Origin of the sequence: Brevibacterium samyangense (genome assembly GCF_039529845.1) — a bacterium.
Taxonomy (GTDB): Bacteria; Actinomycetota; Actinomycetes; order Actinomycetales; family Brevibacteriaceae; genus Brevibacterium; species Brevibacterium samyangense.
The window spans coordinates 68209-80481 of the sequence record NZ_BAAANO010000020.1 but is presented as its reverse complement, the minus strand read 5'-3'; the positions used below and the strand labels follow the sequence as shown (position 1 = coordinate 80481).

The window sequence follows — 12273 nt, the reverse complement described above, 5'->3', positions numbered from 1 at the left end:
GGCGCCGGCGGCCTCCGCGGTGGTCGTCGCCTGGGCGGCCACCGGGGACACGGCCGTTCCGAGGGTGAGCAGGGCTGCGGTGGCGGCCAGCGGGAGTGCGCGGCCTGTCGTCGTTCTCATGGGGATTCCTCCGTGGGAATGGGAGTGGGGTGGACGTCGAACAGGGGCCGAAAACGGTCCCGACCCACTCTCACCTCGGGGAACGTACATTCCGGAGAACTGCGGTCGTCGATCGGGCGAACTCTTCCCTCGCACGTTCCCACCCGGCACGGAGCCGGCGTTCGGACTCGTGTGGGACCGTGGGCACGACAGAAGGGCCCACCCGACCCCCGTACGCCCGACAACCCGACGGTCCGACTTCACGACCTTCCGTCCGTCCGGCAACCCGAACGAAGGGATCGCCCTCGGTGACGCACTCCCACCTCTCCGCCCGTGAACATTCCGCGCGCGAACCCCGTGGCCCGCGCCCGTTCGTGCACAGGCCCGGCGTCCCGCTGGCCTCACTCGCCGCGGTCCTCTCCCTCATGGCGCTCACCGCCTGCGGTGGAGGGCAGGAAGGCGGTGAGGAACAGGATCAGCCCGCGGGCGCCTCGGCGGTGGACACTGCGACCGCCGACACGGCGGCGGGCGGGACCGTCGAACCGAGCACCCCGCCGCTCGACGCGCAGGCGCTCGAAGCAACCGTGACCGGAGCCGGTTTCACCCCGGACGCCGACGACGGCGAAGCGCTCACGACCGAAGGCACGCAGGAGCTCGTCGACGCGGTGGGGTGAGCCGGGTCAACAGCCCGCCTCCGCACGCAGCACGTCCCAGCACTCGCCGAGGCGCCGCCTCCAGTGCTCCTCCCGCGCCGGCTCCGCTCGGAACCGCGTGAGCAACGCATCCTCCGGTGCGACGCGGCCGACGGGCAGGACCCCGCCGTGTGCGCGCAGGGGCGACGTCACGACATCCGACTCGAACAGGCTGCTCGTGCCGAGCCCGCACGCGAGGCGTTCGCCCGGCAGCGCGGCCGCGAGCGCCGTCCCCGCGCTCAGTCCCACCGAGGTGTCGAGGGCGGAGGAGACGACGGCGGGCAGGCCGGTTCCCTCGACGACGCGGAGTGCCGCCTGCACCCCGCCGAGCGGTTGGACCTTCACGATGACGACATCGGCGGCGCCGAGTGCGGCGACGCGGTAGGGATCCTCGGCCTTCCGGATCGATTCGTCCGCGGCGATCCGCAGCGGCAGGCCCTCGTCCGCGATCCACGCGCGGATCTCCGCAAGACCCTCGACGGGCATGACGGGCTGCTCGATGTACTGGAGGTCGAACTCCGCGAAGGCCCGGAGGGCCTGCTGTCCCTGCCCGAGGTCTGCGTACTTGCCGTTCGCGTCGAGACGGAGGAGTGCCTCGGGGGCGGCATCCCGCACCGCGCTGATGCGCGCGAGGTCCTCCGGCAGGGAGTCGAGACCGTGCTCGGCCACCTTGATCTTGAACGTGCTGACCCCGTCGTAGCGGGCGACGACGGCGGGCACCTCGGCGGGGGTGCAGGCGGGGACGGTGCCGTTCACCGGCACGGTGTCGTGGAGGGGCGTGGGTACCTCGTTCGTCGCGTACTCGAGAGCGGCGAGGAGCCAGCGGGACGCCTCGGCCGGTACGTACTCGAGGAACGGGGAGAACTCCGCCCATCCGGCCGGACCGCGAAGGAGCATCGCCTCCCTCACCGTGATCCCGCGGAACCGCGTCACCATCGGCAGGGACACGACCGCGATCCGGTCGAAGACCTCGCGGGGATCCGAGGCACTGCTGAGGACGGTGGAAAGAGCCGGATCGATCATTCCCCCAGGTTATGTGGTGCTCGGGGTGGGCCCGCCCGTGATACTTCTTGGTGCGTGTCCTCCCCTCATCCCCCTTCTCCTCCCGAGGCGACCCCGCCGTCGAAGTCCTCCTCCCCGTGGGGCATCGCGCTCACCCAGGCCGTCGCCGCGTTCGTCCTCGCCCTCACCTTCGGGACCTTCGCGTCGTCGATCGGCATCCCGCCGTGGGCCGCCTGCCTCATGTCGCTCCTCGTGTTCTCGGGGTCCGCGCAGTTCGCGTTCGCCACGACGATCGCGACCGGTGGGTCGTTCGCGTCCGGGATCGGCAGCGCCGTCCTCCTCAATGCGCGCTTCATCCCGATGGCGGCGTCGTCCGTGACCGCGTTGCGGGGAGGACGCCTGCGCCGGGCGCTCGAGGCACAGCTCACGCTCGACGTGTCCTGGGCCTCGGCGCAGCGACCCGACGGCACCGTGGACCGCTCGATCTTCATGACCTCCTCGCTCGTGCAGTTCCCGGCGTGGGTCGCCGGTACCGCGGTCGGTGCGTACCTCGCGCCCGATGCGGAGACGATGCGGATGCTCGGACTCGACGTCGTGTTCCCCGCCTTCTTCGCGATGATGCTCTCGGTCGCGGTCCGGAACAGGCCGGAACTCAAGCTGCCTCTCCTCCTGTGCGCATTCGTCGCGGGAGCGGCCCTCGCGTTCCTGCCCGCCGGCACCGCGCTGCTCGCCGGGAGCATCCCCGGGCTCGTGTGGGGTGCTCTTCGGTCGGTACCGCGGGAGCGGGAGGCGATCGTGCCGTTTGCGGGCGGGGGACCGGGCGGCACGCACAACGCCTCGGCCGAGTCGCGGGAGGACGGTGATTCCCGATGATCCCGATCTGGCCGTTCCTCGCCGCGACGGTGATCCTCTTCGCGGTGAACTTCGTCTTCAAGTCCTTCGGGCCCGTGATCCTCGCAGGACGTCAGGTTCCGGGGCGCGTCACCCGCGCGATCGACGGCATGGGCCAGGGACTCCTCGCCGCGCTCGTCGTCAACGTCCTCATCGGACACCGCGGCGGGAGTTTCGACGCCACCCTCCTGCCCGGAGTGGGGCTTGCGGTGCTGCTGCGGTGGTTCCGCGTCAACGACATCCTGTGCCTCGTCCTCGCGGTGCTCACGACGGTGGGAGTGCGCTTCCTCGCAGGATTGTGAGGGGCGCCGCGCGCAGCGTGGACCACGTGCGCAACGGATTTCCCCAACGCGATCGCTTCGGTTGCCGTTTCGCGGATCGGCAACCGAATCGGTCGTCGTCGGCGAAACCGTTGTGCCCCAGGGAGCTCGGGTCCCCGCGTACACTGGATGACGTGAAACTCTCGATGATCATGAGGCCCTGGGCACGCCGCTGACGGCGGTGCCCGGCTGATTTCGACGCTCCGCCGTCCTGGACCCCCCCGACCGGGCGGTTCTTCGTGCTGCGCTCCTCACAGGAGACATGCGCTTCTCGCGGTAGACGTTTCCCGCAGCGCACTCTCCCACGACGCACCTCGCGCGTTCCGCTCCGCCCGGTTCCATCCATGAACCCGGAGCACTTTCATGACCCATCTGTCTCATTCGTCCACGCACCCCGCCGGATCCGCCGCGCAGATCCGCGCCGAACATCTCACGCTCACCCGCGGCGGCCGCAATCTGCTGTCCGATCTCTCCCTCGTGGTGAGCGCCCGATCGCGCCTCGCGATCGTCGGTGAGAACGGGCGGGGCAAGACCACGCTCCTCCATGCCCTCGCCGGGGAACTCGCGCCGGAGGCGGGCACGCTCACCCGGATCGGCACCTCGGCGTTGGCCCGGCAGGCGATGGAGACCGCGCCGGACTCGACCGTCGGCGACCTCCTCGCCGAGGCGATGGCGGCCTCCCGCGCCGCCCTCGCCGAACTCGACGCCGCTGCGGCCGCCCTCGCCGACGACACGTCCCCCGACCCCGCCGACCGTTACGCCGCTGCCCTCGAACGGGCCACGGCACTCGACGCCTGGGACGCCGAGCGGCGCCTCGACGTGGCGCTCGAGTCGCTCGGCGCGTGCACCGACCGTTCCCGGCGGCTGCACACGCTCTCAGTGGGCCAGCGGTACCGCGTCCGGCTCGCGTGCGTGCTCGGGGTGTACTCCGACATCCTGCTGCTCGACGAGCCGACGAACCACCTCGATGCCGCCGGACTCGAGTACCTCACGACGCGCATCCGTGAGCACCGGGGCGGCGTCGTCCTCGTGAGTCACGACCGTGCGCTCCTGCACGACGTGTGCGAGGACTTCCTCGACCTCGATCCCTCCGCGGACGGCCGACCACTCCTGTATTCGGGTGGGTACGTCGCCTGGCAGGAGGGCCGGGCCCGGGACCGGGCCCGGTGGGTCCAGGAGCACGAGGCGCAGGTCGCCGAACACCGGCGCCTCACCCAGTCCGTCGCCGAGGCGCGCGACCGGTTGAGCACCGGATGGCGCCCCGACAAGGGCACCGGGAAGCACCAGCGGCAGAGCCGGGCTCCCGGGATCGTGCAGGCACTCAACCGGAAACGGGAGGAGCTCGAGGCGCACCGGATCACCGTGCCGACGCCTCCGCTCGCCCTGCGATTCCCGGACCTCGGCGGGTTCGCGGGACGGACCCCCGATCTGCTCGAGGTCGACGATGTCGCGGTGGAGGGGCGCCTCGGCGGGCCGGTGTCCCTCGCTCTCGCTGCGGGTGAGAAGGTGCTCGTCACCGGGCCGAACGGAGCCGGGAAGTCGACGCTCCTCGCGGTCCTCTCGGGCTTCCTCGACCCGACGAGTGGCAGCCGGTGGGCGAGCGCGGAGGCTCGGATCGGTGTCATCGGGCAGGAGGAGCCGCGGTGGGAGGCAGGTCTCACCGCGTACGAGGTGTACGAGCGTACGGCCGCCGCGGCGGTCCGGGACGGGCGCCTGCATCGGGACGAGGTCGTCGGGCCGAGTACGCTCGGCCTCCTCGAGGCGGAGACGATGCGCACACCGGCGCGGGCTCTGTCGCAGGGCCAGCAGCGGCGCCTCGCGATCGCGAGCGTCCTCGCACTGCGCCCGAACGTGCTGCTCGTCGACGAGCCGAGCAACCACCTCTCTCCCCTGCTCGTCGAGGAGCTCACGGCGGCGCTCGCGGCGACCGGTGCAGCGGTCGTCGTGGCGACGCACGACCGGCAGATGCTGCGCGACCTCACCGGGTGGCGCCGGGCGGAGGTCACCCCAGTAGGCTCATCCACGTGATCGACGAGCTCCTCCCCTGCCTGCGCTGCCCGCACTGCGCTCGCGACCTCGAACGGGTCGCCGCCCGCGTGCTCGGGTGCGCGGGCGGGCACCGGTACGACGAGGCGAAACAGGGCTACGTCACCCTGTTGCCGCCACGCACCCGGAACCTCATCGCCGACGATGCGGACATGATCGCCGCCCGGCTCCGCACCTTCGCCGCCGGCCACTTCGCGCCGCTCCACCGGGCCGTGGCCGCCGCGGCGAGCGCCTTCGTCGATGCCGCGCCCGGCGTGATCCTCGACGCCGGGTGCGGGCCGGGCACGTACCTCGCGGAAGCCGTCCGCGCGTGCGCGGAGTCGCCGGAGACCGAGCGGCACCGCGCCGGCCTCGGCTTCGACCTCTCGACCGCCGCCGCACGCCGAGCCGCCCGCGTGCACCCCCGCGTAGGTTCCGTCGTCGCGGACACCTTCTCCCCGTGGCCGCTCCGCTCGGGCGTCGCCTCCGTCGTCCTCGACGTCTTCGCTCCGCGCAACGGGGAGGAGATGCACCGCGTCCTCGCCCCCGGCGGGCACCTCGTCGTCGCCACCCCCGAGGCGCCCCACCTGCAGGAACTCCGCGCCGGCGGAGCCGTCATCGGGATCGACGAGCACAAGGCCGAACGCCTCGCGGCAGCGCTCGGTCCGTACTTCGACCTCGTGGCCGCCGACCACGTGCGATGGACGATGATGCTCGATCGGCAGGGCGCCTCGGACGTGGCGGGGATGGGACCGAGCAAACATCATCGAGACGCCGGGAAGGCGGGGAGCGGGGATCCGGGCGTGGACGTCATGCCGGTGACCGGACACGTGCGCCTCGGGATCTACCGGCGGAAGGACGCCCCGGACGCTGCGTGATCCGAGCGGCCCAGGTGGCGGGCTAGAGTGACGCCCATGAGCACAACGACCGACACCACCGGGAACAACGGCGTCTCGGAGATCTTCGACCCGACGAAGTGGCGGACCGTTTCCGGTTTCGACTTCACGGACATCACGTACCACCGCGCGATCGATGCGGACGGCAAGGACATCGGGTGCGTCCGCATCGCGTTCGACCGCCCCGAGGTGCGCAACGCCTTCCGCCCGCACACCGTCGACGAGCTGTACCGCGCCCTCGACCACGCCCGGCAGACCCCGGACGTCGGCGCCGTCCTCCTCACCGGCAACGGTCCGAGCGCCAAGGACGGCGGTTGGGCGTTCTGCTCCGGCGGTGACCAACGCATCCGTGGGCGGTCGGGATACCAGTACGCCGAGGGCGAGACCGCGGAGACCGTCGACCCGGCCCGCGCAGGTCGCCTCCACATCCTCGAGGTGCAGCGCCTCATCCGCACGATGCCGAAGATCGTCATCGCGGTCGTGCCCGGGTGGGCCGCCGGTGGCGGGCACTCGCTCCACGTCGTGTGCGATATGACGATCGCCTCCCGCGAGCACGCGAAGTTCAAGCAGACGGACGCGGACGTGGGGTCCTACGACGCCGGCTATGGCTCCGCGTACCTCGCGAAGATGGTCGGGCAGAAGCGGGCACGGGAGATCTTCTTCCTCGGGCGCACGTACTCGGCGCAGGACATGTACGATTTCGGGGCGGTGAACGAGGTCGTCGACCACGCCGAACTCGAGAACGCGGCCCTGCAGATGGCACGCGAGATCCTCGGCAAGTCCCCGAATGCCCAGCGCATGCTCAAGTTCGCCTTCAACCTCACGGACGACGGGCTCATGGGCCAGCAGGTGTTCGCCGGTGAGGCCACGCGCCTCGGGTACATGACCGACGAGGCTGTCGAGGGCCGGGATGCATTCCTGCAGAAGCGCGATCCCGACTGGACCCCGTTCCCCTGGTACTACTGAACGAGTACTCCTGAACGCTCGGCGCGCTGCCGCAGCCACGCGATCTCGGACACGGGTAATTCCGATAGGGACGGTTCTCAAGAGCCGTCCCTATCGGAATTACCCGTGTCCGACTGACTACCGTAGAGCCGTGCTCACCACCGAGAACCTCACCGCCGTCCTCACTCGCGCTCTCGCCGGCGACCTCACCGTCGTCCTCCCCCGGGACAGGTCCGGCGAGATCCGCACCTGCCTCCCGGCGGACTACGACCCCGTCGACACCGGCCGCACCATACCTCCGGCGCTCGTTCTCTTCACCTCTGGGTCGACGGGCACTCCCAAGGGCGTCGCACTCTCGGCGCGCGCACTCCTCGCGAGCGGCGCCGCGACCGAGGACGCGCTCGGCGGCCCCGGCCGGTGGTACCTCGCCCTCCCGACGAACCACGTCGCCGGTGTCCAGGTGCTCCTCCGCTCGATCCAGGCCGGCACCACGCCGTACACCGCCTCCCCCGGTCGGTTCACCGCGGAGTCCTTCACCGCCGACATCCGAGCGATGCGCGCCGACACCGCTCCCGGCGTTCCGCTCTACGCCTCCCTCGTCCCCACCCAACTCGTCCGCATCATGGAGTCGCCCGAGGCCGCAGCCCAGGCCGCCGCCCTCGACGCGGCCCTCCTCGGCGGAGCCGCGATCTCCCCCACACTCCTCGCCCGCGCCGCCGAGGCCGGCATCCGCATCGTCCGCACCTACGGGATGAGCGAGACCTGCGGCGGTTGCGTCTACAACGGCGTCCCCTTCGACGGCGTGCACCTCCGGATCACCGACAGCGGCCGCGTCCACATCACCGGTCCCGTCGTGGCCGACGGCTACGTCGACGTCGCCGAGGCGCCGCGCGCCGACGTCCCGTCCGGCACCCGGGTGCCGGACGGCGCCGGGGCACGGGGCGCCTCAGGTGCGGGTACCCTCCGTCTCACCGCCCGCCCGGACACCGACCCGGTGACCGGCGAACCCACGGGGTTCGGATTCGAGAACGGCGAACGGTCGTTCCTCACGAGCGACCTCGGCCGACTCACCGCCGCCGATGGCACCCCGGTACTCGACGTCCTCGGCCGCGCCGACGATGTCATCATCACCGGTGGCGAGAACGTGTCGCCGCACGTGGTCGAGGCGGTGCTGTTGCGCGTCCTCGAACCGCTCGGGATCGCCGAGGTGCTCGTCACCTCGGTGCCGGACGCGGAGTGGGGCGAGCGACTCGTCGCCCTCGTGCGCGCCGGAGGGGACCGGATCGCGGACGTGGCTCTCACGGCCGAGGCTCTTCGGGACCGTCCCGGGATGACCCTCGCGCGTCACGAGGTCCCCGCACGTTTCATTCCGGTCACGGAAATACCCGCCCGCTCCATCGGGAAACCCGACCGCAAACAGGCCCGTGAACTGGCGAAGTCCCTGATCAGCGACTGAGCATCGCAACCATCTCGTATCCGAAGGGTTATTCCCGGGCCGTCCTTCCGCAGGGGTGCCGACATATTCACGTCTGTACTATGGGTTGGTTCTTCCTCCGGTCAGAAAGGTAGCCATGGCGACAATCGGACAGTGGCTCGAAGGTGCGCGTTTGCGGACTCTGCCACTCGCGGTAGCGCCTGTGCTCATCGGCACCGGCGCCGCGTTCGGCGCCATCGGCGGCTTCACCGGACTCGTGATCGGGTCGCCCCATTCCTCCTCCGGGCCCGAGCAGTCGCTCGCCGGACTCTTCGGCCGGGCGTTCCTCGCCCTGCTCGTGTCCCTGTTCCTCCAGATCGGGTCGAACTACGCGAACGACTACTCGGACGGGATCCGCGGGACTGACGACGTGCGTGTCGGGCCGCTCCGGCTCACCGCCTCGGGTCTGGTGCCCCCACGGGCGGTGAAGAACGCCGCGTTCACGTGCTTCGGGATCGCCGGACTCGCCGGGATCCTCCTCATCGTCGTGGCACAGGCGTGGTGGTTCGTGCCCGTCGGTTTCGCCGCGGTCCTCGCCGCCTGGTTCTACACCGGGGGCAAGCGCCCCTACGGCTACATGGCGATGGGCGAGCTCTTCGTCTTCGTCTTCTTCGGGCTCGTCGCCACCCTCGGCACGACGTACGCCCTCATCGGACGGCTCACCCCGGCGGCCGTCGCCGGGGCGATCGGGATCGGCCTGCTGTCGTGTGCCGTCCTCATGGTGAACAATCTCCGTGACATCCCCACGGACACCCAGGCTGGCAAGACGACTCTCGCGGTGCTTCTCGGGGACCGACGCGCACGCTTCGCCTACGCCGGTCTGGTGTTCGCGCCGTACGTGCTGTTGCTCGTCCCGATCCTCACCGGTGAGGCGGCCGCGGTCCTCGCCGCGCTGTCCCTCGTCCTCGCGATCGCACCGCTGCAGACGGTCCTCGGCGGCTCGACGGGCACGGCGCTCATCCCGTGCATCAAGTCGACGAGCCTCGCCGCGCTCGTGTACGCGGCACTGCTGGCACTCGGGATCGCGCTCTGATCACTCTGCGCAGGAGCACCGATTCATCTCACGGGGACGGGTCAGATCTCCTCGTCGCGGGACTCGTTCTCGTGGAACCGGCGGCGACGTTCGGCTTCCCGCTCCTCCTCGATGCGCTTGAGGAAGTCCGGATCGTCGTCCGGCGCGAGGGGACCCTTGGGAACACGGGGCTTGAAGGAGCTGCGCCCGAACGCCCACCACAGGAACACGCCGACACCGGGCACGAGCATGATCACGAGGCCCCATGCCCACTTCGGCATGATCCGGACGTACGAACGGTCGCGCGCAATACAGTCGAAGAGCCCGTACAGCATGACGGCGACGAGCACGACCGAGAGAACGATGAAGACGCGAACCATGCGGACAAGGATAATGGTTCGGGCTCCACGTCACCTGCACGTTCCACGGCGCCCAGTGCACTCGCGGACCCCGGTGTCGTCCCCCGACCGGACAGCTTCGTCGGCTCAGGTCGTTCACGGACTCGCCCACTAGAATCGAGGCGTTATGCGCGATTACTTGATGCTGTTCCTCATCCGTTTCGTCCTCCTCGTGGGGGTCGTGGCCGTCGTCTGGTGGGTGAGTGGTGGACCGGGGCTCATCAACACGATCCTCGCGATCGTCATCTCCTCGCTCCTGAGCTTCGTGCTCCTCGGCACCATGCGTGAACGCATCGCGGCGTCGACCGCCGACTACCTCGCCCAGCGACGCGAGAAGAAGCAGGCGGCACGGAAGGCTGCCGGCCGCTCCACCGAGGAGGAGCTCGAGGACCGCGACGTCGAACGCGGCGCCTGAACTTCACACGACCTGCGGGGCGCTCCAGCCCTGAGCCCTGAGCCTTGAGCCTTGAGCCCTGAGCCCTGAGCCCTGCAAAATACCCGAACCATCAAAACGTCCGCGGCTTCCAGGTACGAAATCACTGGCCCCGGCACCGTCGCACCGCTCCAGTCCGAGAAGTACCCGGACCACCAGAACGTCCGCGACCTCCGCATACAAAACCGTTGTGGGTGTCGCCTGCAGATCCCTCCAACCCCGCGAAGTACCGCCACAGCGTTGTCGGTCGCATGGTCCGGGCACGGAACCACAGTCGCCGCGAGCATCGCGCGAGACGGCCGAGGTCTCGATTCCCTGCGGCCGCAGCATTGAAGTCGCGATTCCGTGCTGGGTCCGGCAGAAATCGCACCGACAATCGCGATCTCAAGCCCGTTACCGCAAGGAATTGTGATCTCGGTGTCGTCACATCGGCGGACTGTGATCTCGACGCTCTGCACAGCCGCACGAAGTACGCAGAGGCACACAACGTCTGCGACCTCCAGGGACGAAATCGCTGTCCATCCCTGCGACGTCTGCACCTGCCCCCAGAAGTACGCAGATCCACACAACGTTCGCGGCCTCCGGGTACAGAAGAGCGGTACCCATCGCGTGGAGCCACGGCAGCGCCGCACCACCACGGCACCCCACGTCACCACTGCATGACGCACCGGCATGACGCACCGGCACCCGCCCGAGGCACCGGAAAAGGGCCGGGAGACCATCATTGGGCATGCCCAGTGGTGGTCTCCCGGCCCTCTCCCGGTCCGTCACCCGAACGCCGCTGTCGGCTCCCGGTATCAGGTCCCGGCGTCAGCTCACAGGCCCGAGTACGAGTGCAGACCGTTGAAGTAGACGTTGACGATCGCGAAATTGAAGATCACCGACATGAAACCGATGATGTTGAGGACCGCGACCTTCGTCGGGCCCCAGCCACGGGTGGCGCGGGCGTGGAGGTACGCGGCGTACACGACCCACACGACGAAGGTCCAGATCTCCTTCGTGTCCCAGCCCCAGTAACGGCCCCACGCGACCTCCGCCCACACCGCGCCGGCGATGAGTGTGAACGTCCAGGTGATGAAACCGACCGCGGCGATGCGGTACGACGCCTGCTCGATGGCCTCGGACGAGGGGAGGCGGTCCATGAACGCGAGGAACTTCCGCCTGCCGACCCGCGACGCATCCGCGTCCGCAGCCGAGGCACCCTGACCGGCCCCGGCACTCGCGGCACCGGGCGCCTCGGCGACATCCGCCTCGCGCACCGACTTCGCGATCTGGAACAGCGCCATGATCGCGGAGATGCTCAACAGTGCGGTCGAGAGGATCGCGATCGGCACATGGATGACGATCCAGTAGGACTGCAGCGCCGGGATGAGCTGTGCGGCCTCGGTGTAGAACACGGTGATGCACAGGCCGAGGACGACGAGGAGGCCACCGGCGACGAACGTGCCGAGGTACCGCAGATCCTTGAAGAACAGCGCCACGAGATAGACGAGCCCGACGATCGCCGAGGCGGTGAGTGCGTACTCCATCATGTTGCCCCACGGCACCCGCATGACCGACAGCGCGCGTGTGAGCACGGCCGCCACGTGGAGGAGGATCGCGATCGTCACGACCGCGGTACCGACACGGGCCAGGCGGTGACTCCGCCCGTCGGACGCGTCCGCGTCCTGCGCACCGTCCGAACCCGCCGGATCCGCGGAATCCGCCGAGGCGCCCCGGTCGTCCGAGGAACCGTCACCGGGGCCGTCCGCCGGGCCCGCGTCCGCCCCGGCCGGGCGTTCGAGCACGGTGACGGCGCTCTTCGCGTCCTCGCCACTCCGAGCCGACGCGGTAGCGTCCGCGGTGGACCCCGTCCCCGTAGTCAGGTCCGTACCGGAAGCCCGCGTGCCCGCACCGCCGGTCGCGGCCGCGCGCTCCTCCTCGGACGTGCGCAGCTTCCGGCCCCCGAAGAGGTCGAAGGCGTAGGCGATGAACGCGATCGCGTAGACCGCCATCGCGGAGTAGATGAGGAGATTCGACCACTGTGCGAGTTCGACATCGACATTCATGTAAAGGATTTCCTCCGAAGTGGACCGGCCTTCCGAGA

Annotated in this window: 12 protein-coding genes; 9 read left to right on the top strand and 3 right to left on the bottom strand. The window is 69.9% G+C overall.

The window, feature by feature from the left end; genetic code table 11:
* Positions 1 to 407: 407 nt before the first annotated feature.
* The gene (locus ABD172_RS11005; RefSeq protein ID WP_344309597.1) at positions 408 to 773 is read left to right on the top strand and encodes a hypothetical protein; all 366 of its coding nucleotides are present in this window, start codon (positions 408 to 410) and stop codon (positions 771 to 773) included.
* Positions 774 to 779: 6 nt separating this feature from the next.
* Here ABD172_RS11005 and ABD172_RS11000 read toward each other — a convergent pair whose 3' ends face one another.
* A complete protein-coding gene (locus tag ABD172_RS11000) occupies positions 780 to 1814 on the bottom strand; it encodes an o-succinylbenzoate synthase (RefSeq protein WP_344309595.1) in 1035 nt (344 codons plus the stop codon).
* Between the two features lie 54 nt (positions 1815 to 1868).
* On the opposite strand from ABD172_RS11000, the gene ABD172_RS10995 reads away from it, so the two are divergent.
* The 7 genes from ABD172_RS10995 to ABD172_RS10965 all read left to right on the top strand — a co-directional run bounded on the left by ABD172_RS10995 (position 1869) and on the right by ABD172_RS10965 (position 9377).
* Positions 1869 to 2666 (top strand): AzlC family ABC transporter permease, encoded by a 798-nt coding sequence (locus tag ABD172_RS10995; RefSeq protein WP_344309592.1) that lies wholly within the window; start codon positions 1869 to 1871, stop codon positions 2664 to 2666.
* Entirely contained in the window at positions 2663 to 2986 is a 324-nt protein-coding gene (locus tag ABD172_RS10990; protein ID WP_344309590.1) for an AzlD domain-containing protein, read from the top strand. The genes ABD172_RS10995 and ABD172_RS10990 overlap by 4 nt, the downstream gene beginning before the upstream one ends.
* Before the next feature lie 381 nt (positions 2987 to 3367).
* Positions 3368 to 5032, top strand: coding sequence for an ATP-binding cassette domain-containing protein (locus ABD172_RS10985; RefSeq protein ID WP_344309587.1), 1665 nt, complete (start codon positions 3368 to 3370; stop codon positions 5030 to 5032).
* On the top strand, positions 5029 to 5907 hold the full coding sequence (locus tag ABD172_RS10980; protein ID WP_344309585.1) for a putative RNA methyltransferase: 879 nt from the start codon (positions 5029 to 5031) through the stop codon (positions 5905 to 5907). The genes ABD172_RS10985 and ABD172_RS10980 overlap by 4 nt, the downstream gene beginning before the upstream one ends.
* 36 nt (positions 5908 to 5943) lie before the next feature.
* Positions 5944 to 6891 (top strand): 1,4-dihydroxy-2-naphthoyl-CoA synthase, encoded by a 948-nt coding sequence (locus tag ABD172_RS10975; RefSeq protein ID WP_344309583.1) that lies wholly within the window; start codon positions 5944 to 5946, stop codon positions 6889 to 6891.
* Positions 6892 to 7021: 130 nt separating this feature from the next.
* Positions 7022 to 8326, top strand: a complete 1305-nt coding sequence (locus tag ABD172_RS10970; protein ID WP_344309580.1) for an AMP-binding protein — start codon at positions 7022 to 7024, stop codon at positions 8324 to 8326.
* A 115-nt stretch (positions 8327 to 8441) separates the two neighbouring features.
* Positions 8442 to 9377 carry a 1,4-dihydroxy-2-naphthoate polyprenyltransferase gene (locus ABD172_RS10965; protein WP_344309579.1) on the top strand — a complete coding sequence of 312 codons (936 nt, stop codon included), beginning with the start codon at positions 8442 to 8444 and terminating at the stop codon, positions 9375 to 9377.
* A 41-nt stretch (positions 9378 to 9418) separates the two neighbouring features.
* Here ABD172_RS10965 and ABD172_RS10960 read toward each other — a convergent pair whose 3' ends face one another.
* Positions 9419 to 9736 (bottom strand): PLD nuclease N-terminal domain-containing protein, encoded by a 318-nt coding sequence (locus ABD172_RS10960; protein ID WP_344309577.1) that lies wholly within the window; start codon positions 9734 to 9736, stop codon positions 9419 to 9421.
* Positions 9737 to 9881: 145 nt separating this feature from the next.
* Here ABD172_RS10960 and ABD172_RS10955 point away from each other — a divergent pair, with 145 nt between their 5' ends.
* Positions 9882 to 10169, top strand: a complete 288-nt coding sequence (locus tag ABD172_RS10955) for a DUF4229 domain-containing protein (RefSeq protein WP_344309574.1) — start codon at positions 9882 to 9884, stop codon at positions 10167 to 10169.
* 833 nt (positions 10170 to 11002) lie between these two features.
* On the opposite strand, the gene ccsB is transcribed toward ABD172_RS10955, so the two are convergent.
* Positions 11003 to 12235: a c-type cytochrome biogenesis protein CcsB gene (ccsB, locus tag ABD172_RS10950; RefSeq protein WP_344309572.1), complete on the bottom strand. Its 1233-nt coding sequence runs from the start codon at positions 12233 to 12235 to the stop codon at positions 11003 to 11005.
* Positions 12236 to 12273 lie beyond the last annotated feature (38 nt).

Bases quoted from the DNA above. Each gene is read 5' to 3' on its own strand.
- ABD172_RS11000 (WP_344309595.1), bottom strand. From the start codon at position 1,814: ATGATCGATCCGGCTCTTTCCACCGTCCTCAGCAGTGCCTCGGATCCC.
- ABD172_RS10990 (WP_344309590.1), top strand. From the start codon at position 2,663: ATGATCCCGATCTGGCCGTTCCTCGCCGCGACGGTGATCCTCTTCGCG.
- ABD172_RS10985 (WP_344309587.1), top strand. From the start codon at position 3,368: ATGACCCATCTGTCTCATTCGTCCACGCACCCCGCCGGATCCGCCGCG.
- ABD172_RS10975 (WP_344309583.1), top strand. From the start codon at position 5,944: ATGAGCACAACGACCGACACCACCGGGAACAACGGCGTCTCGGAGATC.
- ABD172_RS10965 (WP_344309579.1), top strand. From the start codon at position 8,442: ATGGCGACAATCGGACAGTGGCTCGAAGGTGCGCGTTTGCGGACTCTG.
- ABD172_RS10960 (WP_344309577.1), bottom strand. From the start codon at position 9,736: ATGGTTCGCGTCTTCATCGTTCTCTCGGTCGTGCTCGTCGCCGTCATG.
- ABD172_RS10955 (WP_344309574.1), top strand. From the start codon at position 9,882: ATGCGCGATTACTTGATGCTGTTCCTCATCCGTTTCGTCCTCCTCGTG.
- ccsB (WP_344309572.1), bottom strand. From the start codon at position 12,235: ATGAATGTCGATGTCGAACTCGCACAGTGGTCGAATCTCCTCATCTAC.